Below are 23,792 nucleotides of genomic sequence, written 5' to 3'. Positions count from 1 at the left end.
CCCATGTCAGTTGTATCCGCACCAACGAAGATGCGCACACCGCAGGAAATAAACGGTGTGATCCTCCGCAGGGTCATGCCGCTGCTGATCGGCGCCTACATCATGGCCTTCCTGGACCGCACCAACATCGGTATGGCCAAGGACCGCCTCGAAATCGACCTCGGCATCTCCGCCACCGCCTACGGCATCGGCGCCGGCCTGTTCTTCCTGACCTACGCCCTCTCGGAGATCCCCTCCAACCTGATCATGCACAAGGTCGGCGCCCGCTTCTGGATCATGCGGATCATGATCACCTGGGGCCTGATCTCCGCCGGCATGGCCTTCGTGCAGGGCGAGTGGTCCTTCTACATCATGCGCATGCTGCTCGGCGTCGCCGAGGCCGGGCTCTTCCCCGGCGTGATGTACTTCCTGACCCAGTGGTTCGTGGTCAAGGACCGGGCCAAGGCCAACGGCATGTTCCTCCTCGGCGTCTCGATCGCCAACATCGTCGGCGCCCCGCTCGGCGGCCTGCTGCTGACCCTCGACGGCCTGGGCGGCCTGCACGGCTGGCAGTGGATGTTCCTGATCGAGGGCCTGCCCGCCTGCTTCCTGGCCTACGTTGTCTGGAAGAAGCTTCCGGACCGGCCCAGCAAGGCCACCTTCCTCAGCGCCGAGGAAGCCGCCGACCTCGAGGCCCGCATCGCCGCGGAGGAGAAGGCCGGCGCCGAAGCCTCCGGCAACCACCGCCTGCGCGATGTCCTCAAGGACAAGCAGATCCTGCTGGTGGTCGGCGTCTACTTCACCCACCAGATCGCCGTCTATGCCCTGTCCTACTTCCTGCCCTCGATCATCGGCACCTACGGCAAGCTCAACCCGCTCCAGATCGGCCTGCTGACCGCCATCCCGTGGATCTTCTCCGCCGCCGGCGCGCTGCTGGTGCCCCGCTTCGCCACCGACGGCCGGCGCTCCCGCCTCCTGGTCACCGGCACCATGATCGGCATCATCGCCGGCTTCGCGCTCGGCGCCGTCGGCGGACCGCTGCTCGGCATGATCGGCTTCTGCCTGGCCGCGTTCAACTTCTTCGCCCTGCAGCCGATCCTCTTCACCTACCCGGCCACCCGCCTCACCGGCGCCGCCCTCGCCGGCGGCATCGCGTTCGTCAACACCATCGGCCTGCTCGGCGGGTTCCTCGGCCCCTACGTCATGGGCTTCATGCAGGACGCCACCGGCTCCAAGCTCTCCGGCCTGTGGTTCATCGTGGGCATGTGCGTCATCGGGGCGCTGCTGTCGCTGATGCTCAAGCGCGGCACCGAGAAGCCCGACGCCGTCCCCGCAGCCCACTAGGCGCCCGACGACGGCGGCCGGCACGGCTGCCGCCGCCCGCCCGGGTGCCACCCAGGCGCCCGCCACGCCGTTCCGCCGGCACGCCCAGCGTGCCGGCGGAGCGGCCCCCGAACCACCACCCCTAGGAAACACCATGGATTTCACCGCCAAACGCGTCCTCGTCACCGCCGGAGCCAACGGCATCGGCCTGGCCATCGCGAACAAGTTCCGGCAACTCGGCGCCGCCGTCTTCGTCACCGACATCGACCCCGACGCCGTCGAGAAGGCCCGCGTCAACGGCCTGGCCGCCGCGGTCAGCGACGTCTCCGACGAAACCCAGGTCCGCGACCTCATGAAGACGGTGGCAGCGGAACTGGGCGGCCTGGACGTCCTGGTCAACAACGCCGGCATCGCCGGACCGACCGGCCCGCTGGAGACCCTCGACGCGGATGCCTGGAAAGCCACCTTCGACGTCAACATCCACGGCCAGTTCTACTGCATCAAGCACGCCCTGCCGCTGCTCCGGCAGGGAAATGGCGCCTCGATCGTGAACCTCTCCTCCGCCGCCGGCCGCCTCGGGATGGCCGGGCGCAGCGCGTATTCGGCCTCGAAGTGGGCCGTCGTCGGGCTGACCAAGACGCTCGCGATCGAGCTCGGCCCGGACCGGATCCGGGTCAACGCCATCTGCCCCGGCGCGGTCAACGGACCCCGGATCGACGCCGTCATTTCCGCCAAGGCGGAGATGCTGGGCCTGCCCGCCGAACAGGTCTCCGAGCTGTACCATAACCAGTCCTCCCTGGGCCGGCTCATCGAGGCAGAGGACATCGCCAACATGGCCGCCTTTGCCGCGAGCGACCTGGCCCGCAACGTCAACGGCCAGGCCCTCGCCGTCGACGGCAACACCGAAAAGCTGTACTGAGCCCCGAAGGAGCGACCACCATGGCTGCTGCACGCAAAGTCATCATCACCAGCGCCGTCACCGGCGCCATCCACACCCCGTCCATGTCCCCGCACCTGCCGGTGTCCCCGGATGAGATCGCCGACGCCGCCATCGGCGCCGCCGAGGCCGGCGCGGCGATCGTGCACATGCACGCCCGCGACCCGAAGGACGGCCGTCCCTCGCAGGATCCGGAGCACTTCGCGCCGATCCTGGACAAGCTCAAGCGCAACACCGATGCCGTCATCAACATCACCACCGGCGGCTCCCCCCACATGACCGTTGAGGAGCGCATGCAGCCGGCCGCGCTGTTCAAGCCCGAGCTGGCGTCGCTGAACATGGGCTCGATGAACTTCGGCCTCTATCCGATGCTGGACCGCTTCACCGAGTTCGGCCACGAGTGGGAGCGCGAGGGCCTTGAGAAGAGCCGGGACCTGGTCTTCAAGAACACCTTCCAGGACATCGAGACGATCCTCGGCATCGGCAACGCCAACGGCACCCGGTTCGAATTCGAGTGCTACGACATCTCGCACCTGAACAACCTGGCCCACTTCCACGCGCGCGGCCTGGCCCGCGGCCCGCTGTTCGTCCAGTCCGTCTTCGGCCTGCTCGGCGGGATCGGCGCGCACCCGGAGGACCTGATGCACATGCGCCGCACCGCCGACCGGCTGCTCGGCGAGGACTACCAGTGGTCCATCCTGGGCGCCGGCAAGAACCAGATGCCGCTCGCCACGATCGGCGCTGCCATGGGCTCGCACGTGCGGGTGGGCCTGGAGGACTCGCTCTGGATCGGCCCCGGCCAGCTCGCCGCGTCCAACGCCGAGCAGGTCACCCGGATCCGCACCATCCTGGAGGCCCTCAACTTCGAGGTCGCCACCCCGGACGAGGCGCGCGAAATGCTGCAGCTCAAGGGCCGCGACCAGGTGGGTTTCTAGGCCTGTGAGCATCCTCGTCGCCCCGGACAGCTTCAAGGGCACTTTTTCCGCCGAGGAGGTCGCGGCGCATATTGCCGCCGGGATCCGAGCCGCGGGCGGGACCGCCGTCGAACTGCCGGTGGCCGACGGCGGTGAGGGAACCTTTGAGGTGCTGGTCCGGGGCCTGGACGCCCGCCCGGTGCGCATCCGCACGGTGGGGCCGTGGGGCGACGACGTCGAGACGGCGATTGCGCTGGCCGGGGACGGCACCGCCCTCGTCGAACTCGCGTTCGCCAGCGGGCTGAACCTGCCCACGGCCGGCGACCGGGATCCCGTGCGGGCCAGCACGTACGGCACCGGGGTGCTGATGGCGGAGGCCGTCCGGCTCGGGGCCCGGCGGGTGCTGGTGGCCGCCGGTGGTTCCGCAACGACAGACGGCGGCGCCGGGGCCATCGCCGCGATCGAGGAACGCGGCGGGCTGCGCGGGGCCGAGGTGGTCGTCCTCAGCGACGTGACCACCGGATTCGCCGAGGCCGCCCGCGTCTTCGGCCCGCAGAAAGGCGCCGGCCCCGCCGCGGTGGAGGCCCTGACCCGGCGGCTCGAAGCGCAGGCGGACCGGTTCGCCCGCGAGCTGGGCCGCGACCCCCGGCCGGTGGCCCGGACCGGGGCGGCGGGGGGCTTCTCCGGCGGAATGTGGGCGCAGTACGGCGCCCGGCTGGTGTCCGGCGCGGACCATGTCCTAAATCTGCTCGGCTTCGACGCCCTGGCCGCCGCGAGCACCGCGGTCGTGGTCGGCGAGGGCCGGCTGGACTCCCAGACCGGTCAGGGAAAGATCATCGCCGCCATCCTGGCCCGCATCGGCACCACCCCGGTCTACGCCGTCGTCGGCTCCGTCCACGAGGACCTGGGCGACTATGCGGACAACTTCGCGGACGTGATCGTGGCCAGCGACGCGGAGGCCCTGGCGGCCGCCGGTTCACGGCTGGCCCGCCCTCCGGGACATGCCCGTCCCTGACGCCCGCCATTGGACATGCCCGTCGTCCGGACCCGCCATGGGGCACAATCCGCTATGTCCATTCCTCAGGCCAGGTGCTGGGCATGCCCACGGGGCGGGCCGCGCGAGGGGTGGACATGCGCGGCGGCAGCGTCCCGGAATGGGCATGCCCGTCAAAAGGAGAGATCCGGTGGCCGGATCCCCCAAGGAGCCGACCACCGGATCGAAAATGACTACGAGTAAAGCTTGTCATACATGTGACAGATTTGTCACATCAGGCGTGCGTGGCGGGAGCCGCGGCTCGCTAGGCTTGGTCCATGGAGCAGACCCCGACCCCGGACCACCCCCGCAGCGTCTTCCTCGATAAGGCCCACCCCGCCGCTTGGCGGGCGCTGAACGGCCTGGGCCTCAAGGCCAAGGAGGCCGCCGACGAGGCCGGCCTGGACCAGACGCTGATCGAGCTGCTGAACGTACGCATCTCGCAGATCAACGGCTGCGCCTTCTGCCTGGACCTGCACGTGGGCGACGCCATCAAGAACGGCGAATCCGCCCAGCGGCTCGCAGTGCTCCCCGCCTGGCGGGACACCAAGCTCTTCACCGAGAAGGAAGCCGCGGCCCTCATGCTGGCCGAGGCGATCACCAACATCTCCGACTCGACCGCCCGGGAGCTCGAGGGACGCCTGGCCCGCAAACACCTCACCGACGACGAGTTCGCCGCAGTCAGCTGGCTGGCCATTGCCATGAACGCCTTCAACCGGGTGTCGATTGTCAGCCAGCACCCGGTGCGCCGGAAGTCCTCCGAAACCCGGCAGGCGGACGGCGCCGCTACCGACTAACCCGGCAACCCCGGCCGCGCCGCGCCCCTCCCTACGGGATCAGCCGGTCGGCCCGGAAGCGGTCGAAGAGTCCGGTGAAGGAGTCCAGCGTCCGGCGGTAGCCGGTGAAGCCGGCCAGCCGGCTCTTGGACATGTCGGCCAGCACCTCGATGTTGCGGCCCAGGTCGCCGTCGGAGTGCCACCACGACGAAACGCGGGACAGGTCATGCTCGGCAAGTCCGTGCCGGGCCGCGATGTCCGCCCACGGTCCTTCCATGCCCTTCATCTGCTCCTCGAGCGGCCGGGGCGCGCCCTCGAAGCCGACCGGTTCGACGCCGAAGTAGGCGGCCAGCCGCGGCCACATCCAGCGCCAGCGGAAGACGTCACCGTTGACGATGTTGTAGGCCTGGTCGGCCGCCCCCTCCGCGGTCGCCGCCCAGAGCATGTGCTCGGCCAGCAGCCCGCTGTCGGTCATGTCGGTGAGGCTGTTCCACTGCGTCTCGGAGCCGGGGAAGATGAAGGGCAGGTCCAGTTCCTTGCAGAGCGTGGCCTGGACGGCGAGCGTCAGCCCCATGTTCATGGCGTTCCCTACCGCGTGGCCGATCACGGTATGGGCGCGGTGGACCGACCAGGTGAAGCCCTGCCGTTCGGCCGCAGCCCACAGTTCGTCCTCTTGGGCGTAGTAGAAGTTCGCTACCGGCAGCCGCGGTTCCTCCTCGTGGAAGGGCGTGTCCGGCATCTCCCCCGCGGCGTAGGCCTCGAACGGGCCGAGGTAGTGCTTCAGCCCGGTCATCAGCGCGACGTGTTCCACCGGGCTGCCGCGCAGCGCATCGAGCAGGTTCCGCAGCATCGCCGCGTTGACCTCGATGTTCTCCTTCTCGGTGGCCTGCCGCGACCACGCGGTGAAAAACACATGCGTGGGATTCTCCCCGGCCAGCGCGGCCGCGAGGCTCTCCGGCGACCCGAGGTCGGCGCTGAGCGGCCGCACGCCTGGACGGGCGACGCCGCCGCGGGACATGGCCAGGACGTCCCAGCCGCTCTCGGACAGGAGGCTCACGAGGGCGGAACCGGCGATGCCGCTCGCTCCCACCACGAGTGCGGTCCGGCCCTGGGCGCGGGTTGATTCTGGAAGCACGGAATTCCTCCTGAAGGGTGGCTGGGGGTGTCCCTCCACCCTACGGCGCCGGCCGCGGCCGGTCCTACGCGGGGTAAACCGAGACGGCAGCGGCCTTCACCACGAAGTAGATGCGCGAGCCGGGGGCCAGGCCGAGGTCGGCCGAGGCGGCGGGGGTCACGTCGGCGGACAGCTCCCCTGCCCGCACCCGGATCTGGTCCCCGTGCGGCTCCAGGTCGGTGACCGTGACCGGGAAGGAGTTCCGCGGGCTGCCGTGCGCCTCGTCGAGGAAGACGGACACGGCCGACGGCGGGAACGCCGCCACGCCGGCCTGGCCGGGGTCCGCCGCGTCCTCGTGCCCTCCCGCCAGGTCCAGGCCCGCGGCGGTCCGGAGGCCGGTCGCGGTGACGGTGCCGGCGAGCAGGTTCAGCCCCGCCAGGCCGGCGGCGAAGCGGCTGCGGGGCCGCTGGAGCACGTCGCGGGTGGGCCCGGCCTCGGTGACCGCGCCGTCCTCCAGCACGATCACCCGGTCCGCCAGCATGTAGGCATCCAGCACATCGTGGGTGACGATGATGGCCCGGCGGCCGGCCAGGACCCGCTTCAGCAGGCGCCGCAGCAGCGGGGCCGCGTGCACGTCGAGGGCGGCCATCGGTTCATCGAGCAGCAGTAGCTCCGGACCCGCCGCGAGGGCGCGCGCCAGCGCGACGCGCTGGGCCTGCCCCCCGGAGAGTTCCCCGGGACGCCGGCCGGCCAGCTCCGCCGCGTCGACCTCACCGAGCCAGTGCCGGGCGGCCTCGCGGGCGCGGCCCCGGGGCACACCGGCGCTCCGGGGCCCGAACGCGACGTTCTCCAGCGCGCTCAGGTGTGGGAACAGCAGGGCTTCCTGGGCCAGTAGCGCGGTGCCGCGCCGGTGCGGGGCCGTCCACGCCTTCCGGCCCGGCCCGAGGTTGAAGAGCAGCCGGCCGTCGAGCTCCGCGTGGCCCGCGTCGGGGCGCAGCAGGCCCGCCACCACGGACAGCAGGGTGGACTTTCCGGCGCCGTTGGGCCCGAGAACGGCGACCGTTTCGCCCTCCGCCAGGTTCAGGGTGACGTCGAAGTGGCGGTCGGCGACGGCGGCCTGCAGGCTGAAGGTCATGGGGCCTCCCGCCGTACTCCGGAAATGCGCCCGGTCGTGCGCCCGGTCCTGCTCCCGGCAACAGGCCCGGAGTCCCCGCCGGCCGGGGAGGGCCCCCGGTAGCTGAGCCCGACGACGATGACCGCCACGGCGACCAGCAGCAGGGAGAGCGCGACGGCGGCGTCGGCGTCGGTCTCGCGCTGCAGGTAGATTTCCAGCGGCAGGGTGCGGGTGACGCCCTGCAGGCTGCCGGCAAAGGTCAGGGTAGCGCCAAACTCGCCGAGGCTCCGCGCGAACGAGAGCACGGCGCCGGAGGCGAGGCCGGGCAGCACCAGGGGCAGGGTCACCCGGCGCAACACCGTGCCGGGCCGCGCGCCGAGCGTGGCGGCCACGGCCTCGTACCGGCTCCCGGCAGAGCGCAGGGCCCCCTCAAGGCTGACCACCAGGAAAGGCAACGCCACAAAGGTCTGCGCCAGGACCACCGCCGTCGTCGAGAACGCGATCTGGACGCCGGCGATCTCCAGGCTGCGGCCCAGCAGGCCCTGCCGGCCGAAGGTGTAGAGCAGCGCAATGCCGCCCACCACCGGCGGCAGCACCAGCGGCAGCAGCACGAAGGAACGGAGCAGCCGCTGCCCGCGGAACGAGGTCCGGGCCAGGACCAGCGCCAGCGGGACGCCGAACAGCAGGCACAGGACCGTGCTCGCCGCCGCCGTCCGCAGGCTGAGCCCCAGCGCGGTGAGCGACGCCTCCGAGCTCAGCAGCGGGAGAAGGTGCGGCCAGTCGACCCGGGCGGCCATCGCGGCCAGGGGCAGCAGGACGAACAGTGCCCCGACGGCGGCGATACCCAGCGCCCAGCGCGGAATCCCGGTGTAGCCGTGCCGCATCACGGCTTCCCGAAGCCGGCGCCAGCCAGGATTTTCTGTCCCCGGTCGCCGGTGACCTCGGCGGTAAAGGCGTCCGCAAGGTCCGCTTCCCGGCCGTTCTTCAGCGCGGCGATCGGATACCGGTTGACGGCGGCGGCGGACTCCGGGAACGGGATTTCCTTCACCTTCGACCCGGCCGAACGGACGTCCGTGACGTAAACGAGCCCGGCGTCGGCCTCCCCCGAGGTGACCTTTCCCAGCACATCCGTGACGGAGGATTCTTCACTGACCGGCTTCAGCGTGACGCCGGCGGCGGCCTGGACCGTGCGGGCGGCCGCGCCGCACGGCACCTGGGCCGCGCACACCACCACCCTGACCCCCGGCCGCGCGAGGTCGGCGAAGGAGGCGATGTCCGCGGGGTTGGCCGGCGGCACAGCAAGGGCGAGGACGTTGCTGGCGAAGTTCCGGGGCGTGCCCTCGACGAGCCCGGCGTCGAGGACCTTGGCCATGTTCTTGGCATCCGCGGAGGCGAACACGTCCGCCGGCGCGCCCTGGCTGAGCTGGGTGGCCAGGTCGGCTGACCCGGCGAAGCTGAGCGTGACCGTGGTGCCCGGATGGCCGGCCTCAAAATCGCGGGCCAGCTCGGTGAACGGCGCCTTCAGCGACGCGGCCGCGAAGACGGTCAGGGTCCGCCCGCCCGATCCGTTGCCGGGCCCCGCGCAGGCGCCGGTTCCCAGCGCCAGGGCACCAGCCGCCAGGAGGGCGGCAGCGCGCCGCAGCCGATTCATGCTTGGGCCTTCCTGTGTGGGCTTTCGATGATCACGGTCGTGGCTTTGACGACGGCGGTGGCCACCGACCCGGGCTGCAGGCCCAGGTCACGGACCGCCTCGCTGCTCATCAGCGAGACCACCCGGAACGGCCCGCACTGCAGTTCCACTTGGGCCATGACGGTATCGGCGGTGATCGCCGTGACCAGCCCCACGAAGCGGTTCCGGGCGGAGCTGACGCCGCTGGCCGGGTCCTCCGGCAGCTTCGCCTGCTCCCGGGCCAGCGTCGCCAGCTCGAGCCCGTCCACTACCAGCCTGCCGGCGTCGTCCCGCTGCGGGGTCAGGCTGCCGTTCTCGGTCCAGCGGCGGACGGTGTCATCGCTGACGCCCAGGAACCGGGCTGCTTCGGAGACGCGAAAGGTGCGCATAGGGCCACTTTAGCTCGCAGATGCGGTTGCAGGCACCCATATGCACCCGCAGTTGCGCCCGGCCTTCTCAACCCGTCGAAGCGCGGACCCGTAGCCGCGGACGCGCATCCGCCGTACGATTTTGGGGTGGGGTGGAGCCGCGGTCGGCTAGGAGCACCGCCGTGAAATGGGTCAGGCCGGAGGACGCGGCCTATGACGAAACTCGAAAACTCTTCAACGCAATGATCAACCGGCACCCGGCCGTCATTGCCCAGTGCGCGGACGCGGCCGACGTCGCCGACGCCCTGGCCCACGCCGCGGCCAACGGCCTCGACGTCGCGGTTCGCGCCGGCGGGCATTCCGTCGCCGGCATGTCCACCAACGAGGGCGGCCTGGTGGTGGACGTCAGGCCGATGAAAGCCATCGCCGTGAACCCGGAGGACAGGACCGTGACGGTGGGCGCCGGCGTCACCTGGGGTGAATTCGACCGCGCGACCCAGGAACACGGCCTCGCCAGCACCGGCGGCCGCGCCTCCACCACGGGGGTTGCAGGCTTCACCTTGGGCGGCGGCTCCGGCTGGCTGGAACGGTCCTATGGCTTCGCCTGCGACAATCTGGTCTCCGTGGACCTCGTGACGGCCGCCGGGGACCGGGTCACCGCGAGCGCCCGGGAGAACCCGGAGTTGTTCTGGGCCCTGCACGGCGGCGGCGGTAACTTCGGCGTGGCCACCAGCTTCACCTTCGGGCTGCACCAACTGGGCCCGACGGTCCATGCCGGGATCATGCTGTGGCGCGGCGAAGAGGCGGCGGACCTCAGCCGCTCCTACCGGGACCTGGCGCAGGCAGCGCCGGACGCCGTCGGCAGCGCGCTGGTGTTCCTCACCGCACCCCCGGAGCCGTTCGTGCCGGAAGACATGGTGGGCAAGCCCGCCGTCGGCCTGGCGTACCTTTACGCCGGCGATCCGGCCGCGGGCGCCGAGCAGGCGGCGCCGTTCCGCGAGCTCGAGCCCGCTGTGGACCTCGTCGGCGACATGAACTACGCCGACTTCCAGTGCATGATCGATGACCCGCCGGACCTGTACCACTACTGGAGCGCCGAGTACCACGACGCGTTGCCGGACGCCGCGCTGGATGTGATCGTAGACGCTGCCCGGCACCTGCCCGGGCCGTACTCCCAGCATCTGGTGGCCCGCTGGGGCGGGGCCGTGGCCGGTCCCGCCGCCGCGCAGACGCCGTTGCAGAACCGCAGCGCCCAATGGGTCACGCACCCGTACGGCATGGAGGCGTCGGCGCGGCCGCGGCGGAGGCCAAGGCCTGGGTCAAGAAGTTCCGCCGGGACATCGCCCCCTACGCCAACGGCGGGGTCTGGCTGAACTTCGTCGGCGACGAGGGCCGGGACCGCGTCCGCGCCGCCTTCGGGGAGGACAACTATGCCCGGCTGGCCCGGGTGAAGCGCGAGTTCGATCCGGGCAACGTCTTCCGCGGCAACCAGAACATCCTGCCGGCCGCCTCGTAGACTGCCAGCATGGCCGTCTACCTGGATCCACCGCTCTGGCCCGCCCACGGAACCCGGTTTTCGCACCTCATTTCGGACAGCTCGCTGGAGGAACTGCATGCGTTCGCGCGCGCCGCTGGCATCCCGGAGCGGGCGTTCGACGGCGACCACTACGACGTTGCCGAGGCCCGCTACGACGCGCTGGTCGCCGCCGGCGCCGTGCCGGTCGAGGGCCGGGTGCTGGTCCGCAAGCTGATCGGCAGCGGGCTGCGGATTCCGGCGCGGCGCCGCAGCGGCTCGCTGAAACTTCCGCTGCTGACCCGCTGGAACGAGGTGCTGCCCGGCCACGACGCCCTGTTCCTGGACCTGCTGGACCGCTGGGGCGAGGAGCACCGGAAGTACCATGGCCGGACCCATCTGCTCGCCGTGCTGGAGGCCCTGGACAAGCTGACCGCCCCGGAGCGCCCGCCCCGGACCGTGCTGCTCGCGGCCTGGTTCCACGACGCCGTCTACCTCGGCATCGCCGGTGAGGACGAGGAAGCCTCGGCCCGGCTGGCCGAGGAGCGGCTGGAAGACGCCGGACTCCCGGCCGCCGAGGTGGACGAAGTGGCCCGGCTGGTCCGGATGACGGCCGAGCACCGCCCGGACCCCGACGACGGGCCCGCCGGCCTGCTCAGCGACGCCGACCTCTCCGTCCTGGGCGGCGGGACGGACGAGTATGCCCGCTACCTCGCGGCCGTCCGGCAGGATTTTGCGCACATCGGCGACGCCGACTTCGCCGCCGGGCGCGCCGCCGTCGTGCGCCAGCTGCTGGACCTTGACCCGCTGTTCCACACCGCGCGGGGGCGCGAACTGTGGCAGGACGCCGCGCGGCGCAACCTGGCGGCCGAGCTGGGCTGAGCCGGTTCGGGCGTTAGGCGGCGCCCCGGCGGAGGTGTTCGGCGAGGCGGTCGAAGGATTCCCGCCAGCCGGTCCCGTTGCTGTCCCGGTTCTCCGCCGTGTCGAAGGGCCCCTGGCTGAACGTCAACCGGGTGCCGCCGTCGATCTCGTCCAGCCGGTACGTAATCTCGGTCTCGTAGCCGCGGGTCCCGTCCGCCTTGTCCCAGGCGTGGGTGAACACGAAAAGGTTCGGGGGTTCGATGTCCGTGTGGATGCCGCTCCACCAGTACTGCTGGCCGGTGGAGTCCTGGACCATGCAGGCGCGGTACTGTCCGCCGATTTCCAGGTCGGCGTCGATGCTCTCCCGCGGCGTATGGAAGCCGCGGGGACCCCACCAAGCCGGGGCCTGGTCCGGATCCGTCAGGGCGGCCCAGACCACGCCGATCGGTACCTGGAACTCGCGGGTGATGACCAGCATCAGCTCGTCGGTGCCGGCCTCTGCTTCCGGGATGGTTGATTCCTGCATTGTTCTTCCCTCGGCTTTCTCAGGCAGACCGCCCGCTGTGGAGCCTAGCGGTAGCTGACCGCGAACGGGCGGTCGGTAGGCACGATCTGCTTGCCCAGCGGCATCAGGGACACCGGAATGAGCTTGAGGTTCGCGATGGCCAGCGGGATGCCGATAATGGTGATGGCCATGGCGAAGGCCGTGACCACGTGACCGATCGCGATCCAGATGCCCGCCACCAGCAGCCAGATGACGTTGCCCAGCAGCGTGAACACCCCGTTGCCGCCGGGCTTGTCCACCACCATGCGGCCGAAGGGCCATAACGTGTAGGACGCGATCCGGAACGAGGCCAGCCCCCACGGAATGGTGATGACCAGCAGGCAGCAGATGACGCCGGCCACGAAATAGCCAATGGCCAGCCAAAGTCCGCCGAAAACCAGCCAGATGATGTTGAGCAGTGTCTTCATGGCTTCATTCTCTCCCGCCGAAGGCCGTTCCGGATCAGCGTTGCCCTGATCAGCCCCTGATTCCGGCCGCTGCTAGGCGTCGGCCTGCTTGACCATGGCCGCTTCGACGTTGATCTTGACTTTGTCGCTGACCAGCAGCCCGCCGGCTTCCAGTGCCGCGTTCCAGGTCAAGCCGAATTCCTTGCGGGAGATCTCGGCCTCGGCGCTGAATCCGGCCCGGGTCGCGCCGAAGGGATCCACCGCGACGCCGGTGAACTCGACTTCCAGGTCCACGGGCTTGGTCACGCCCCGGATGGTGAGGTCCCCGGTGAGCACATAGTCCTCGCCGTCGCCCCGGATGGAGGTGGCCCGAAAAGTCATTTCGGGATAGTTCTCGACGTCGAAGAAGTCCGGGCCGCGCACGTGGCCGTCGCGGTTGGCATCGCCGGAGTCGAAGCTGGCGGTCTTGACCGAGGCGTGCAGGCTTGCGTCGGCCAGTGAGTCGCGCACCCGGGCTTCCGCGGAGGCCTCGTTGAACCGGCCGCGGACCTTGCTGATGCCGGCGTGCCGGACGCTGAAGCCGACCTCGCTGTGGGACATGTCCAGCGTCCAGACGCCGGGGGTCAGTCCTTGGGGCAGAGTCATAGCCGTTCCTCCTTGTGGATGGGTGGCGGGCCCGGCCCGCCGGTAGTCCTCAAGAAGCATGCTAACGACGTTGCCGTCCGGGCGATAGGTGCCCGGAGTCCGGTCAGCGCCCCTTGGCCGCTGCCACGAAGGCCACGATCCTGGCCGGGTCCTTGACGCCCCTGGCGGCTTCGACGCCGGAGGAGACGTCTACGCCCCAGGCGCCGGCCGCCGCCGCAGCGGCGGCAACGTTGTCCGGGTCCAGCCCGCCGGCGAGCAGCCATGACCGGCCCTGCAGGCCGAGCGCCCGCACGGAGGCGTAGTCCCAGGCTTCGCCGGAACCGGGCACGGCCGCATCGATCAGGAGCAGTTCCTCGCCCCAGTCCGCGAAGGCCGACGGATCCGAGGCCATGGTGACTGCCCGGATGAGCTTCAGGCCGGCGTCGTGGACGGTGCGTACGTCGGCGGGGCTCCGATCACCGTGCAGCTGGACCCAGTCCAGCCCGGCTTCCCGGGCCCGGGCGACGGCGTCGTCGGCCGTTTCGTGCCGGAAGACGCCCACGGCGGGCAGCCCGGCGGGCACGGCGGCCAGTAGCTCACGGACCGTGTCCGGTGCCACCTCGCGGGGGCTGCGGGTGAGCACGAAGCCCAGGGCGTCGGCGCCGGCGTCGACCGCGGCGCGCACCGACTCGGTCGTGCTGAGGCCGCACACTTTGACGAACATTTCCGGCTCCCTACGCAGTTGTTTGCTGCTTCGACGGTAGCAAGTCCGCGGGGGCCGCGCCGACTTTACGCCCGGCGGTACGCGAGAGCCCGTCCGGCTAGGCTGTGCTGATGGAGATCATCCGGTACGCCGAGCTCAAGCCCGTCCCCTGGCGCAACGGCGGCGGGGTGACCCGCGAGCTGGCCAGGTTCCCGCAGGCTTCCGGGCAGGGCGCCGCGGCGGGCGATGCCTGGGACTGGCGGGTCAGCATCGCGGAGGTCTCGCGGGCCGGAGCGTTCTCACGGTTCGCCGGGATGGAGCGGGTGCTGACCGTCGTCGACGGCGAGCTGTTGGTCCTGACCGTGGACGGCGCCGAGCATCCCCTGGAGAAGTACCGACCGTACCGCTTTTCCGGCGACGCGGACGCCGCCGGCGCCCTGCCCACCGGTGACATCCGGGACCTCAACGTCATCACCCGGACCGGTGCGTTCAAGGGCTACACCTCGATCATCGAGCTGTCCAAGAAGCGGGCGCATCCGGTCTTCGCCGGGCAGTTCGGCGTCCTGCTGCAGGGGCAGGCTTCGGCCGGCGTTCCGGGCGCGCCGGATGCCCACGCCGCTGCCGGTGGCCCCGCCGCCCCCGGCGGTCCCGAGGTTTCCGCCGGTCCCGAGGTTTCCGGTGACCCCGGCGAGGCGCCGCAGGCGCTCGAGAGGTACGACGCCGTCGTCGGCTCCGACACCCGCACCCCCGAAATCCTAGGCCGCGGCTTCCTCGCCGTCGTCTCAATCGACCCGGTGTAAATCGGTCCGGTAACCGGCCGAGGTCACAGGTGGGACGGCGCTCCAGCCACTGGAGCGGCGCCGCGCGGTAGCTGGGCTTGCTAGCCTTGGAACCAGGGCCGCCGCTTCGCGGCCTCCGGACGACGGTTCAGTACCCGGCACGCGACAAGACTGGCCAAAGGAGCTGTCATGGCGTGGCTTGTCCTCATCTTTTCCGGAGCACTGGAGGCTGTCTGGGCCGCGGCGCTGCACCGGACCGCGCAGGCCACCGGCCGCCGCCGGATCGCACCGGGCGCACTCTTCCTCGTTGCCGTCCTGGCCAGCACCGGCGGCCTGGCCATCGCGATGCAAAGCATCCCCACCGGCACGGCATACGCGGTCTGGGTGGGCGTCGGCGTGGTGCTGACCTCCGCCTACGCCATGGCCTCCAAGGTTGAGCCTGCGACCGCCGCACGGATCCTGCTGCTGGCCGGAATTGTCGCCTGTGTGGCCGGCCTGAAGCTGGTGGCGTGATGGCAGCGGACCGCGCCGCCGGGCGGGCACCGGCGACGACGCTGGCCTGGCTGATCCTGCTCGGCTCGGCCGTGCTGGAAGCCGTTTGGGCCACAGCCCTGGGACTCTCCGACGGCCTCACCCGTCCGCTGCCCACGGCCGTGTTCGCCCTGACCGCCACCCTGAGCATGGTGGGCCTGGGCCTGGCGGTGAAGACTATCCCGCTCGGCACCGGGTACGCCGTCTGGGTGGGGATCGGCGCGGCGCTGACCGTCGGCTGGGCCATGGCCACCGGCGTCGAACCCGCGAATCCGCTGAAGCTGCTGTTCATCGCCGGGGTTGTGGGCTGCGCGGCCGGTCTGAAGCTGCTCCCGGCCAGTGAACCCGACCCGCCCGGTACGCTCCCGCCCGGTGAACCCGACCCGCCCGGTACGCTCCCGCCCAGTTAGTCCGCGCCCGAAGCCGGATTTGAGGGAGACACGCCGTGTCCCGGCCCGCCCGCCGACAGTAACCGGGCAGGTACGCCCGCATACCGGACCTTCCCCGCCAAGAACCGGAAAGGACCGTCGGAATAGGTGCGCGACCGGCGGAGTTCTTGGCTGGGACGGCATTTCCGGCAACGAAGGAGTTCAAAGATGACGGCAGCAGCAGTCCCGATTGGCGACGGCCTCAGCGTCAGCCCCCTGGGGTTCGGCGGCATGGCCCTGACCCCGGTCTACGGGGAGGTGGACCCGGCCGAGGCGCTGGCCACCCTGCACCACGCCGTGGACGCGGGCATGACCTTCCTCGACACCGCGGACATCTACGGCGGCGGCAGCAACGAGGAGCTCATCGGCCAGCTGCTCAAGGAGCGCCGCGGCGAGGTCCAGCTGGCCACCAAGTTCGCCCTGGTCGGAACCCCCTCCACCGGCTACTCGGACATCCGCGGCGACGCCGCCTACGTCCGCCAGGCCATCGACCGCAGCCTGCAGCGCCTGGGCACCGACACGATCGACCTCTACTACATGCACCGCCGTGACCTCCGCGTTCCGATTGGGGAAACCGTGGAGGCCATGGCGGAGCTGGTGAAGGCCGGAAAGGTCAAACACCTTGGCCTGTCCGAGGTGACGGCCGAGGAGCTGCGCGAAGCGCACAGCGTCCATCCGATCGCCGCGGTCCAGAGCGAATGGTCCATCTGGAGCCGTGACGTGGAACGCCAGGTGGTTCCCGCCGCCGCCGAACTGGGCGTGGGATTCGTGCCTTATTCGCCGCTGGGCCGGGGATTCCTCACCGGCACCGTGGATGCCTCAAAGCTGGGCAGCAACGACTTCCGCCGCAACATCCCGCGCTTCGCCGAGACCGCGATGGATGCCAACCAGGCAGTGGTGGCCGCCGTCCGGGACGTCGCCGCGGAGCTCAGCAGCTCCGGAGAAACCGCAACGCCCGCCCAGGTGGCACTGGCCTGGCTGCTCGCCCAGGGCGGCAAGCTGGACCTGCCGGTGGTGCCGATCCCGGGCACCCGCAAGGCCGAACGGATCGACGAGAACCTCGGCGCCCTGGCGCTGGAGCTGACCCCGGCGCAGCTGGCCCGGCTCGACGCCGCCGCGGACGCCGTCGTCGGTTCCCGCTCGGCGGATCCGAACTGGGTTTCGCAGGGCCGCGAATAGCCCGGTCCTAGACTGATGCGCATGGACTCACTTCTGCACTCACTCCGCGACATCACCATCCGCCGGATTTCGGTCAGCGAGATGGACAACAACGTGTACCTGCTGACCGCGAAGGCCACCGGCGCGCAGCTCCTGATTGATGCGGCCGACGACGTCGACGCCATCCAGGGGCTGCTCGCCGACGCCGCCGCGGACACGGCCGCGACGCCGAGGCTGGCGCTGATCGCCACCACCCACCGGCACTGGGACCACGTCCGTGCGCTGCCGGCGCTGGTGGAGGCCACCGGCGCCAAAACGGCCGCCGGAACCGACGACGCCCCCGAGCTGCCGGTAAAGGTCGATGTGCTGCTGGACCACGGCGACGTCGGCAACTTCGACGGGTTCGACGTGACGGCGGTGCACCTGCGCGGGCACACCCCCGGTTCCGTGGCGCTGGTCTACCAGGACCCGGAGGGCCCGGCCCACATCTTCTCGGGCGACTCGCTGTTTCCGGGTGGGGTGGGCAACACGGACAAGGATCCGGAGCGGTTCACCCAACTGCTGGACGACGTGTCCGCGCGGCTGTTCGACGTTTACCCGGACGACACCGTGGTGCACCCGGGCCACGGGGAGCCGACCACCCTGGGCGCGGAACGCCCACATCTGGCGGAGTGGCGCGCCCGGGGCTGGTAGCCCAAGGGCAGAATTCCGCTACGGCTTCGGAAATCCGCTACGGGTTCGGACGGCCGCTGCTGGTATCCCAGCAGCGGCCGTCCGTTTCCCTAGCGAAAAGCCTGGGGCCACGCCTGCCGGGTTCCCTGACCGAGCTTGCGAGGTTAGGGAGCGGTTGGGGATTAGCGGCTGCGGCGTTCGTTCGACGCCGGAGCGGAGGCGCGGCGCGGGCCGCCGCTGCGTGCCGGACGGCCGCTGCCGGAGCGTCCGCCGCCGTTGCCGCCGCCGGCGTATGAACCGCCGGAGGTGCCGCCGGTGTTGGAGGACCAGACCGGAGCGGAGCCGCCGGACTTGGCGCCGGCTGCGGCGCGCTGGCCGGTTGCCGGGCGTCCACCGCGCTGGCCGCCGGTAGCGCCACCGGTACGGCCGGCACCCGTGCGGGGGGCACCGCCGGTACGGCCGGCGCCGGCGCCGGCGCCGCGGGAGGCCGACCCGCCGCGGGCGTCGCGGCTGTCTGCAGCGCGTCCGTCGGAGCCGCGGCCGGCCGAGGCACGGCCGCCGGCTGCGGGAACATCATTGTGGTGCGCGTAAGCGGTGGCCCGGCCCCGGCCGCGTGCATTGCGCCGCTCGGCGCGCTCGGCGTCGGCCCGGTCCTGGTTCTGCTCGGCGACGCGGTCCGCGGCGTCGCGGGCAGCGGCCTTGCCCTCGTACGCTGCGGCACGGCGCTCGGCGCGGGGCAGGTCGGTGCGGGGCGCCTCGGCGGAGACCCGTCCCCGTCCGCCGCGGCCGCCACGGCCACCGGCCGTGGGAGCCGCCTGGCGGCGGGCGCGCTTGCGCTCGGCGTTGGCGCCGGTGGAGGTGCCGCCGCCCTGCTTGGCGGCCTTGGCAGCCAGCAGCGCCGCACGGGTCCGCGGATCGATCTTGTCGGCCATCTCGCCGACCAGTTCGGCCACCAGCGGCGAGTTGGCGGTGACGCGCTCGAAGCTGACCTCGACGCCGGCGGCCTTCATCAGTTTCTTGACGTCGGACTGCTGCTCCGGCAGGGTCAGCGTGACCACGGTGCCGTCGGAACCGGCGCGGGCGGTACGGCCCGAGCGGTGCAGGTACGCCTTGTGCTCGGTGGGCGGATCCACGTGGATGACCAGCTCGACGTCGTCGACGTGCACGCCGCGGGCGGCGACGTCGGTCGCCACCAGGACGCGGACCTCGCCGGAGGAGAATTCGGCCAGGTTGCGGTCACGGGCGTTCTGCGAGAGGTTGCCGTGCAGGTCGACGGCGGGGATACCGGCGTCGGTCAGGGTCTTGGCCAGCTTGCGGGCGTGGTGCTTGGTGCGCATGAACAGCACGCGGCGGCCGGCGCCGGAAGCGAGCTCGACGATCAGCTGCTTCTTGACCGTCTGGTCGTTGACGACGAGGACGTGGTGCTCCATGGTGGTCACCGCGGCCTGCGGATCGTCCACGGAGTGGGTCAGCGGGTTGGACAGGTAGCGCTGGACGATCTTGTCCACGCCGTTGTCCAGGGTGGCGGAGAAGAGCAGGCGCTGGCCCTGGCTGGGGGTCATGTCCATGAGCTTCTTGACCACGGGCAGGAAGCCGAGGTCGGCCATGTGGTCCGCCTCGTCCAGGACGGTGATCTCGACGCCTTCCAGCGTCACGATGCGCTGGCGGATGAGGTCCTCCAGGCGGCCCGGGCAGGCGATGACGATGTCGACGCCGGCGCGCAGCGCCTTCTCCTGGCGGGCCTGGGAGATGCCGCCGTAGATCACGGTGGTGTTCAGGCCGGCGGCCTTGGCCAGCGGCTCGATGGTCGCGTTGATCTGGGTGGCCAGCTCGCGGGTGGGTGCCAGCACCAGGCCCATGGGGCGTCCCGGCTTGCGGAAGTACCCGGCCTCGCGTTCGGCCAGCCGCGCCACCAGCGGGATGGCGAAGGCGATGGTCTTGCCGGAGCCGGTGCGGCCGCGGCCCAGGACGTCGCGTCCGGCCAGGGTGTCCGGCAGGGTCTTGACCTGGATGGGGAACGGGGTTTCGATCCCCTGGGCGGTGAGGGTGTCGGCAAGGGCCTTGGGCGTGCCGAGGGCAGCAAAAGTAGTCATTTGTACCAGTGGTCTTTCAGGCGGTATCCGTGCGGATATCGGCCCCCGGGGCCGGTTGGCCCGAGGGTTCGCCGAAGAAAAGTCAGGTGATCAACCGGGCCGCAAGCAGGGTCTGCGGGCGGCCGGGACCAAATAGAACGCGTTCATCGACGCAGGATGTGCCTCTCACATGAATAAAGCCCACCGCTGCGGCCGGAATCCGGAAGGAATCCTGCAGGGGATCCGGGCTGGCCGCGCGGGGCGGAAACCGGATCCAAAGTGGGCATCACTGCACATCAAGTTCCTCCAGTCTAGCATCTGCGCCTCTCCTCTCGTTTCCGGGAGCACCGGGAGACAAGGCCGGAGGACCGGCCGGAGGGGACTAGGCCGCCGCCTGCCCGGCGACACGGGGAGCGACCAGCACGCCCGCGACGCCGATCGCTGCGGTGAGCGCGAAGACCCCGGCGAAGGGGGCTGCGCCGCCGCCAGCCGCCGTCGTAAACGCCGCGAAGACGATCCCCGTCGCGGCGAGCGCCAGGGCGCCGCCGAGCGAGTCCGAGATGGACATCGCGGAGCTGTTGAACCCCTCGGTTTCCTTGGTGGACAGGGCCAGGGTCATCACGCTCAGCCGCGGATACATCAGCCCCATTCCCCCGCCGGCGAAGATCCAGCCGGTGATCGCGACGGCGGCGGGCCAGCCCAGCAGCGCGGTCGCCAGCGCCAGGACGACGGCGCCCAGCACCAGCGCCGAGCCGATCCGGACCGCGCGGCGGTGCTCCAGCCGGGCCCCGAGCCGGCCCTGGACCGCGGAGGCCCCGGCCCAGGCCAGGGCACCGCCGGTGAGGGTCAGGCCCGCGAAGGTGGGCGAAAAGACGTACCGTTCCACCAGCAGGTAGGGCAGGTACACCTCCGCACCGAAGAACGCCGCCGAGGCCAGGCCGCGGGCGAGGATGACGGCAGGCAGCCCGCGGCGCGCCGTCAGGGTCCCGCGCGGAACCAGGGGCCGGACCGCCACCAGCGCCACGGCGACGGCGGTGGCCGCGAGCGCCCAGCCGGCGCCCGGCACCTCGACGGACAGGTTCAGCCCGAGGACCGCGAGCGCGGCCAGGCCGGCCCAGGCCAGCCGGCCGTAGTCCCAGGGCCGGCTCCCGGCCTGGGAGGCGGGCAGTCCGCGCAGCGCCGGCACGATCATCAGCATGGCCGGAACCACCAGCCCCACCACGCCCAGGAAGACCCAGTTCCAGCCCAGCCACTGGGCGACGAGCCCGGCCGCGAAGGGCCCGACGAGCGAGGGGACGACCCACGCCGCGGCGAACGCGGCGAAGATCTTGGGGTGCAGCACGGGCGGAAAGACGCGGGCCACCACCACGTACAGCGCCACCGTGACGGCCCCGCCGCCCAGGCCCTGGACCAGCCGGCCGGCGAGCAGCGCGGTCATGGTTTCCGCGGTGCCCGCGAGGAGAAGTCCCAGCACGAACAGCGCCACTGAGGCGTACAGCGGACCGGCCGGGCCGCGGCGGTCCGACCAGTTGCCGGCGGCGACCATGCCGATGACACCGGTCGCGAGCGGACCTGCGAACGCCAGGGCGTAGAGGCTGGCCCCGTCCAACTCACGGCTCACCAGCGGCATGATGGTGGTCACCGCCAGGGATTCGAAGGCGGCGAGGAACACCAGGGCCAGGGCGCCCAGGGTCACCAGCAGGTAGGTGCGGTGGAAGATGCCCTCCGGCGCCGCCGTGGTGCGCTCCGGCAGCGGCTGCGGACTGGCATCGGTGCTCATGGTTGAAGCCTAAGCGGACGGCGCCCGGGCCGGAAGCCGGGCTCAGTCGTCGTCGCCGGGCCCCTGCGCGGGGACCACGACGGCGCCGCTGGCCCGGGAGTCCGGCTCCAGCATCCAGCCCACCCGTTTGACAGTGCTGAGCATGACGACGCTTTCGACCAGCACGATGCCGGGGACCTTCTGCTGCAGTTCCAGCTCCATGGTCATGACGTCGGCGAGCGACTGCAGCCACATGATGATCACGAAGTTGGCCGGCCCGGTGGTGGAGGCACTGAGCCGGACGTTCCGGATGGTCTTCAACTCCGCGGCCGCGGCCTCGTGCTGGCCGGCGGGAACGTTGACGAACCATTGGCAGGTGACCGGGAAGGCCGAGAATTTCTGGGCGACTTCGCAGCGGAAGGACAGGATTCCGCTGGCGATCACCCGGTTGAGCTGCCGCTGGACGGTGGCGGGGTGGCGGCCGAGGGCCCGGGCGATGTCGGCCGCCGTCGCCCTCCCGTCCCTGGCCAGGAACGGCAGCAGCGCCAGATGGCTGGCGGGCAGCTGCTCCCGGGCAGCGGCCCGCGTAACACCGGTGGCCGCGGGCCCGGCCAGCGCCCGCACCGCCGCCCGCTGGGCACGGCTGAGCACGTTCAGCCGCCAGGCGCCTCCGCTGGCGTGCAGCCGGGTGCACAACGCGGTCTGGTACTTGACCAGACCGTCGATGTCCTTGAGCCGTGCGACGACCTTGGTGCTGAAGTCGTCCAGCGACGGGGTGATGACCGTCAGCATCAGGTCGCGGTGGCTGGCCGCCTCTTCCACCGTGACGACCTCCGGCATCGCGGCGAGCCCGGCGGTGACCTCCTCGCGCCGGTTCATGGCGCAGTCCACGGCCACGAAGGCCAGGCACATCTGGTGCGGATCGCCGATCAGGTGCGCGGTGATCCAGGAGACCCCGGAGGACCGCAGCCGCTCCCAGCGTGCCGCGAGGGTGGTCGCGTGGACGCCCAGCACTTCCGCGGCGTCGGCCCAGCTCAGCCGCGGCGCGATCTGCAGCACGTTGATCAGCGCAAGATCGTCTTCACTAAGGTCCACCCGATTCTCCCCTCTGGTGCATGAAAACTGCGCCTGCGGCCGCTTCCTGCATATTTCCGGCGGTTCACCGCGCTGTGAGCCGCATCACTTGAGAATAGACGCTGGAAGCCCCCGGCGGGCAACGGCCGCACCACGGCGGCCCGCAGGACCCCGCCATCGACAGCCAAGGAGAACACGTGCCGATCACCGCAGACGCCCGCGAATTGCAGGACGACCTCGCCAGGTTCCGCCACGCAATGCACCAGGAACCGGAGATCGGCCTGAGCCTGCCGCGCACCCAGGAGAAGGTCCTCCGGGCGCTCGACGGGCTCGGCTACGAGATCACCCTCGGCGAGGAGACGACGTCGGTCACCGCCGTGCTGCGCGGCGGCGGTGCCCCCGGCGACGGCCAGGGCACCCGCCCGGCGGTGCTGCTGCGGGCGGACATGGACGGCCTGCCGGTGCAGGAAAAGACCGGCGTGGAGTACACCTCCCGGATCGACGGCGCCATGCACGCCTGCGGCCACGACCTTCACACCTCCATGCTCACCGGCGCCGCCACCCTCCTGGCCGAGCGGCGGCACACCCTGGCCGGCGACGTCGTGCTCATGTTCCAGCCCGGCGAGGAGGGCTTCGACGGCGCCGCCCACATGATCCGCGAAGGCGTGCTCGACGCCGCGGGCCGACGGGTGGACGCCGCCTACGGCATGCACGTGTTCTCCGCGCTGGAACCGCACGGCACCTTCTGCACCAAGCCCGGCGTGATGCTCAGCTCCTCCGACGGGCTGACCGTCACCGTGCTCGGCGCCGGCGGGCACGGCTCCGCCCCGCACTCGGCCAAGGACCCGGTCACGGCCGCCGCCGAAATGGTCACCGCCCTGCAGGTCATGGTCACCCGCCAGTTCAACATGTTCGACCCGGTCGTGCTCTCCGTCGGCGTCCTGCAGGCCGGCACCAAGCGCAACATCATCCCGGAGACGGCCCGCATCGAGGCGACCATCCGGACCTTCTCGGAGCAATCCCGGCAGAAGATGATGGATGCCGTGCCGCGGCTGCTGAAAGGGATCGCGGCCGCGCACGGGCTGGAGGTCGACGTCGACTACCAGCAGGAGTACCCGCTCACCATCACGGACGAGGACGAGACGACCACCGCCGAGAACGTGATCGAGGGCCTGTTCGGCGACACCCGCCTGGCCCGCTGGGCCACCCCGCTCAGCGGCTCCGAGGACTTCTCCCGGGTCCTCGCCGAAGTCCCCGGCACGTTCATCGGGCTCAGCGCCGTGCCCCGCGGCGCGGACCACGCCGCCTCGGCGTTCAACCACTCCCCGTACGCCACGTTCGACGACGGCGTGCTGGCCGACGGCGCCGCGCTCTACGCGGAGCTCGCCGTGTCCCGCCTCGCCGCGCTGGCCGGCGCCGCCCCGGCACCCCTTTCCTAGC

General features: G+C 71.2%; 26 protein-coding genes, 1 pseudogene and 1 riboswitch. Of the genes and pseudogenes, 14 read left to right on the top strand and 13 right to left on the bottom strand.

Annotation, left to right across the window (positions count from 1 at the left end):
- Window positions 1-3: 3 nt before the first annotated feature.
- The 5 genes from ASG71_RS04060 (at window position 4) to ASG71_RS04040 (ending at window position 4,983) form a co-directional block, all read left to right on the top strand.
- Window positions 4-1,323, top strand: a complete 1,320-nt coding sequence (locus tag ASG71_RS04060; protein WP_235563920.1) for an MFS transporter — start codon at window positions 4-6, stop codon at window positions 1,321-1,323.
- A gap of 133 nt (window positions 1,324-1,456) precedes the next feature.
- Window positions 1,457-2,221 carry an SDR family oxidoreductase gene (locus ASG71_RS04055; protein ID WP_056737439.1) on the top strand — a complete coding sequence of 255 codons (765 nt, stop codon included), beginning with the start codon at window positions 1,457-1,459 and terminating at the stop codon, window positions 2,219-2,221.
- A gap of 20 nt (window positions 2,222-2,241) precedes the next feature.
- Window positions 2,242-3,174 carry a 3-keto-5-aminohexanoate cleavage protein gene (locus ASG71_RS04050; RefSeq protein ID WP_056737437.1) on the top strand — a complete coding sequence of 311 codons (933 nt, stop codon included), beginning with the start codon at window positions 2,242-2,244 and terminating at the stop codon, window positions 3,172-3,174.
- A gap of 4 nt (window positions 3,175-3,178) precedes the next feature.
- The gene (locus ASG71_RS04045; protein WP_056737434.1) at window positions 3,179-4,168 is read left to right on the top strand and encodes a glycerate kinase; all 990 of its coding nucleotides are present in this window, start codon (window positions 3,179-3,181) and stop codon (window positions 4,166-4,168) included.
- Between the two features lie 296 nt (window positions 4,169-4,464).
- A complete protein-coding gene (locus ASG71_RS04040; RefSeq protein WP_056737433.1) occupies window positions 4,465-4,983 on the top strand; it encodes a carboxymuconolactone decarboxylase family protein in 519 nt (172 codons plus the stop codon).
- Window positions 4,984-5,014: 31 nt separating this feature from the next.
- Here the strand turns inward: ASG71_RS04040 and ASG71_RS04035 are convergent, their stop codons facing one another.
- The 5 genes from ASG71_RS04035 to ASG71_RS04015 all read right to left on the bottom strand — a co-directional run bounded on the left by ASG71_RS04035 (window position 5,015) and on the right by ASG71_RS04015 (window position 9,248).
- On the bottom strand, window positions 5,015-6,097 hold the full coding sequence (locus ASG71_RS04035; protein WP_056737430.1) for an SDR family oxidoreductase: 1,083 nt from the start codon (window positions 6,095-6,097) through the stop codon (window positions 5,015-5,017).
- Between the two features lie 64 nt (window positions 6,098-6,161).
- Window positions 6,162-7,211, bottom strand: coding sequence for a sulfate/molybdate ABC transporter ATP-binding protein (locus ASG71_RS04030; RefSeq protein WP_056737428.1), 1,050 nt, complete (start codon window positions 7,209-7,211; stop codon window positions 6,162-6,164).
- Window positions 7,208-8,074, bottom strand: coding sequence for an ABC transporter permease (locus ASG71_RS04025; protein WP_056737426.1), 867 nt, complete (start codon window positions 8,072-8,074; stop codon window positions 7,208-7,210). Before ASG71_RS04025 ends, ASG71_RS04030 begins: the two co-directional genes overlap by 4 nt.
- The gene (gene modA, locus ASG71_RS04020) at window positions 8,074-8,841 is read right to left on the bottom strand and encodes a molybdate ABC transporter substrate-binding protein (RefSeq protein WP_056737424.1); all 768 of its coding nucleotides are present in this window, start codon (window positions 8,839-8,841) and stop codon (window positions 8,074-8,076) included. The genes ASG71_RS04025 and modA overlap by 1 nt, the downstream gene beginning before the upstream one ends.
- Window positions 8,838-9,248 carry a TOBE domain-containing protein gene (locus ASG71_RS04015; protein ID WP_056737421.1) on the bottom strand — a complete coding sequence of 137 codons (411 nt, stop codon included), beginning with the start codon at window positions 9,246-9,248 and terminating at the stop codon, window positions 8,838-8,840. Before ASG71_RS04015 ends, modA begins: the two co-directional genes overlap by 4 nt.
- A 20-nt stretch (window positions 9,249-9,268) precedes the next feature.
- On the opposite strand from ASG71_RS04015, the pseudogene ASG71_RS17155 reads away from it, so the two are divergent.
- Window positions 9,269-9,829: pseudogene (locus ASG71_RS17155) on the top strand (FAD-binding oxidoreductase); the annotation flags it as partial.
- A gap of 658 nt (window positions 9,830-10,487) precedes the next feature.
- On the opposite strand, the gene ASG71_RS17150 reads toward ASG71_RS17155, so the two are convergent.
- Window positions 10,488-10,568 (bottom strand): twin-arginine translocation signal domain-containing protein, encoded by an 81-nt coding sequence (locus tag ASG71_RS17150; RefSeq protein WP_414826657.1) that lies wholly within the window; start codon window positions 10,566-10,568, stop codon window positions 10,488-10,490.
- On the opposite strand from ASG71_RS17150, the gene ASG71_RS16870 reads away from it, so the two are divergent.
- Window positions 10,567-10,743, top strand: coding sequence for a BBE domain-containing protein (locus ASG71_RS16870; RefSeq protein WP_414826656.1), 177 nt, complete (start codon window positions 10,567-10,569; stop codon window positions 10,741-10,743). The two genes, ASG71_RS17150 and ASG71_RS16870, sit on opposite strands and share 2 nt — an antisense overlap.
- Before the next feature lie 9 nt (window positions 10,744-10,752).
- Window positions 10,753-11,622, top strand: a complete 870-nt coding sequence (locus ASG71_RS04005; RefSeq protein ID WP_056737418.1) for a DUF4031 domain-containing protein — start codon at window positions 10,753-10,755, stop codon at window positions 11,620-11,622.
- A gap of 13 nt (window positions 11,623-11,635) precedes the next feature.
- Here ASG71_RS04005 and ASG71_RS04000 read toward each other — a convergent pair whose 3' ends face one another.
- From ASG71_RS04000 to ASG71_RS03985, 4 genes are all read right to left on the bottom strand, one after another.
- Entirely contained in the window at window positions 11,636-12,127 is a 492-nt protein-coding gene (locus ASG71_RS04000) for an SRPBCC family protein (protein WP_056737416.1), read from the bottom strand.
- Between the two features lie 44 nt (window positions 12,128-12,171).
- The gene (locus ASG71_RS03995) at window positions 12,172-12,573 is read right to left on the bottom strand and encodes a YccF domain-containing protein (protein WP_056737414.1); all 402 of its coding nucleotides are present in this window, start codon (window positions 12,571-12,573) and stop codon (window positions 12,172-12,174) included.
- 72 nt (window positions 12,574-12,645) lie between these two features.
- Window positions 12,646-13,197: a YceI family protein gene (locus ASG71_RS03990; RefSeq protein ID WP_056737412.1), complete on the bottom strand. Its 552-nt coding sequence runs from the start codon at window positions 13,195-13,197 to the stop codon at window positions 12,646-12,648.
- A gap of 103 nt (window positions 13,198-13,300) precedes the next feature.
- Window positions 13,301-13,900 (bottom strand): phosphoribosylanthranilate isomerase, encoded by a 600-nt coding sequence (locus ASG71_RS03985; protein WP_056737410.1) that lies wholly within the window; start codon window positions 13,898-13,900, stop codon window positions 13,301-13,303.
- Between the two features lie 110 nt (window positions 13,901-14,010).
- Between ASG71_RS03985 and ASG71_RS03980 the strand changes: the two genes are divergently transcribed.
- From ASG71_RS03980 to ASG71_RS03960, 5 genes are all read left to right on the top strand, one after another.
- Complete coding sequence (locus tag ASG71_RS03980; protein ID WP_056737408.1) at window positions 14,011-14,679, top strand: HutD family protein; 669 nt, start codon at window positions 14,011-14,013, stop codon at window positions 14,677-14,679.
- A gap of 92 nt (window positions 14,680-14,771) precedes the next feature.
- Window positions 14,772-14,838, top strand: a riboswitch (guanidine-III (ykkC-III) riboswitch).
- Window positions 14,839-14,847: 9 nt separating this feature from the next.
- Window positions 14,848-15,171, top strand: a complete 324-nt coding sequence (locus tag ASG71_RS03975; RefSeq protein WP_056737406.1) for a DMT family transporter — start codon at window positions 14,848-14,850, stop codon at window positions 15,169-15,171.
- The gene (locus ASG71_RS03970; RefSeq protein ID WP_056737402.1) at window positions 15,171-15,599 is read left to right on the top strand and encodes a DMT family transporter; all 429 of its coding nucleotides are present in this window, start codon (window positions 15,171-15,173) and stop codon (window positions 15,597-15,599) included. The genes ASG71_RS03975 and ASG71_RS03970 overlap by 1 nt, the downstream gene beginning before the upstream one ends.
- A gap of 186 nt (window positions 15,600-15,785) precedes the next feature.
- Window positions 15,786-16,796, top strand: a complete 1,011-nt coding sequence (locus ASG71_RS03965) for an aldo/keto reductase (RefSeq protein ID WP_056737399.1) — start codon at window positions 15,786-15,788, stop codon at window positions 16,794-16,796.
- A 21-nt stretch (window positions 16,797-16,817) separates the two neighbouring features.
- A complete protein-coding gene (locus ASG71_RS03960) occupies window positions 16,818-17,468 on the top strand; it encodes an MBL fold metallo-hydrolase (RefSeq protein WP_056737397.1) in 651 nt (216 codons plus the stop codon).
- A gap of 161 nt (window positions 17,469-17,629) precedes the next feature.
- Here the strand turns inward: ASG71_RS03960 and ASG71_RS03955 are convergent, their stop codons facing one another.
- The 3 genes from ASG71_RS03955 to ASG71_RS03945 form a co-directional block, all read right to left on the bottom strand.
- Complete coding sequence (locus ASG71_RS03955; protein ID WP_056737395.1) at window positions 17,630-19,540, bottom strand: DEAD/DEAH box helicase; 1,911 nt, start codon at window positions 19,538-19,540, stop codon at window positions 17,630-17,632.
- 361 nt (window positions 19,541-19,901) lie between these two features.
- Entirely contained in the window at window positions 19,902-21,299 is a 1,398-nt protein-coding gene (locus ASG71_RS03950; protein ID WP_056737393.1) for an MFS transporter, read from the bottom strand.
- A 42-nt stretch (window positions 21,300-21,341) separates the two neighbouring features.
- On the bottom strand, window positions 21,342-22,373 hold the full coding sequence (locus tag ASG71_RS03945) for an Lrp/AsnC family transcriptional regulator (RefSeq protein ID WP_056737391.1): 1,032 nt from the start codon (window positions 22,371-22,373) through the stop codon (window positions 21,342-21,344).
- Window positions 22,374-22,549: 176 nt separating this feature from the next.
- Here ASG71_RS03945 and ASG71_RS03940 point away from each other — a divergent pair, with 176 nt between their 5' ends.
- The gene (locus ASG71_RS03940) at window positions 22,550-23,791 is read left to right on the top strand and encodes a M20 metallopeptidase family protein (protein ID WP_056737389.1); all 1,242 of its coding nucleotides are present in this window, start codon (window positions 22,550-22,552) and stop codon (window positions 23,789-23,791) included.
- Window position 23,792: the final 1 nt, after the last annotated feature.

It is taken from the genome of Arthrobacter sp. Soil763 (genome assembly GCF_001428365.1).
In the GTDB taxonomy this organism is placed as follows: Bacteria; Actinomycetota; Actinomycetes; order Actinomycetales; family Micrococcaceae; genus Arthrobacter.
Note: the sequence above shows the minus strand (reverse complement) of the source record. Positions and strands in the feature narration are given on the sequence as shown.

What these genes read in the sequence shown, in the direction of transcription:
- ASG71_RS04060 (WP_235563920.1), top strand. Translation starts at nt 4, where the DNA reads ATGTCAGTTGTATCCGCACCAACGAAGATGCGCACACCGCAGGAAATA.
- ASG71_RS04055 (WP_056737439.1), top strand. Translation starts at nt 1,457, where the DNA reads ATGGATTTCACCGCCAAACGCGTCCTCGTCACCGCCGGAGCCAACGGC.
- ASG71_RS04050 (WP_056737437.1), top strand. Translation starts at nt 2,242, where the DNA reads ATGGCTGCTGCACGCAAAGTCATCATCACCAGCGCCGTCACCGGCGCC.
- ASG71_RS04040 (WP_056737433.1), top strand. Translation starts at nt 4,465, where the DNA reads ATGGAGCAGACCCCGACCCCGGACCACCCCCGCAGCGTCTTCCTCGAT.
- ASG71_RS04030 (WP_056737428.1), bottom strand. Translation starts at nt 7,211, where the DNA reads ATGACCTTCAGCCTGCAGGCCGCCGTCGCCGACCGCCACTTCGACGTC.
- ASG71_RS04025 (WP_056737426.1), bottom strand. Translation starts at nt 8,074, where the DNA reads ATGCGGCACGGCTACACCGGGATTCCGCGCTGGGCGCTGGGTATCGCC.
- modA (WP_056737424.1), bottom strand. Translation starts at nt 8,841, where the DNA reads ATGAATCGGCTGCGGCGCGCTGCCGCCCTCCTGGCGGCTGGTGCCCTG.
- ASG71_RS04015 (WP_056737421.1), bottom strand. Translation starts at nt 9,248, where the DNA reads ATGCGCACCTTTCGCGTCTCCGAAGCAGCCCGGTTCCTGGGCGTCAGC.
- ASG71_RS17150 (WP_414826657.1), bottom strand. Translation starts at nt 10,568, where the DNA reads ATGTCCCGGCGGAACTTCTTGACCCAGGCCTTGGCCTCCGCCGCGGCC.
- ASG71_RS04005 (WP_056737418.1), top strand. Translation starts at nt 10,753, where the DNA reads ATGGCCGTCTACCTGGATCCACCGCTCTGGCCCGCCCACGGAACCCGG.
- ASG71_RS04000 (WP_056737416.1), bottom strand. Translation starts at nt 12,127, where the DNA reads ATGCAGGAATCAACCATCCCGGAAGCAGAGGCCGGCACCGACGAGCTG.
- ASG71_RS03995 (WP_056737414.1), bottom strand. Translation starts at nt 12,573, where the DNA reads ATGAAGACACTGCTCAACATCATCTGGCTGGTTTTCGGCGGACTTTGG.
- ASG71_RS03990 (WP_056737412.1), bottom strand. Translation starts at nt 13,197, where the DNA reads ATGACTCTGCCCCAAGGACTGACCCCCGGCGTCTGGACGCTGGACATG.
- ASG71_RS03985 (WP_056737410.1), bottom strand. Translation starts at nt 13,900, where the DNA reads ATGTTCGTCAAAGTGTGCGGCCTCAGCACGACCGAGTCGGTGCGCGCC.
- ASG71_RS03980 (WP_056737408.1), top strand. Translation starts at nt 14,011, where the DNA reads ATGGAGATCATCCGGTACGCCGAGCTCAAGCCCGTCCCCTGGCGCAAC.
- ASG71_RS03975 (WP_056737406.1), top strand. Translation starts at nt 14,848, where the DNA reads ATGGCGTGGCTTGTCCTCATCTTTTCCGGAGCACTGGAGGCTGTCTGG.
- ASG71_RS03970 (WP_056737402.1), top strand. Translation starts at nt 15,171, where the DNA reads ATGGCAGCGGACCGCGCCGCCGGGCGGGCACCGGCGACGACGCTGGCC.
- ASG71_RS03965 (WP_056737399.1), top strand. Translation starts at nt 15,786, where the DNA reads ATGACGGCAGCAGCAGTCCCGATTGGCGACGGCCTCAGCGTCAGCCCC.
- ASG71_RS03960 (WP_056737397.1), top strand. Translation starts at nt 16,818, where the DNA reads ATGGACTCACTTCTGCACTCACTCCGCGACATCACCATCCGCCGGATT.
- ASG71_RS03955 (WP_056737395.1), bottom strand. Translation starts at nt 19,540, where the DNA reads ATGACTACTTTTGCTGCCCTCGGCACGCCCAAGGCCCTTGCCGACACC.
- ASG71_RS03950 (WP_056737393.1), bottom strand. Translation starts at nt 21,299, where the DNA reads ATGAGCACCGATGCCAGTCCGCAGCCGCTGCCGGAGCGCACCACGGCG.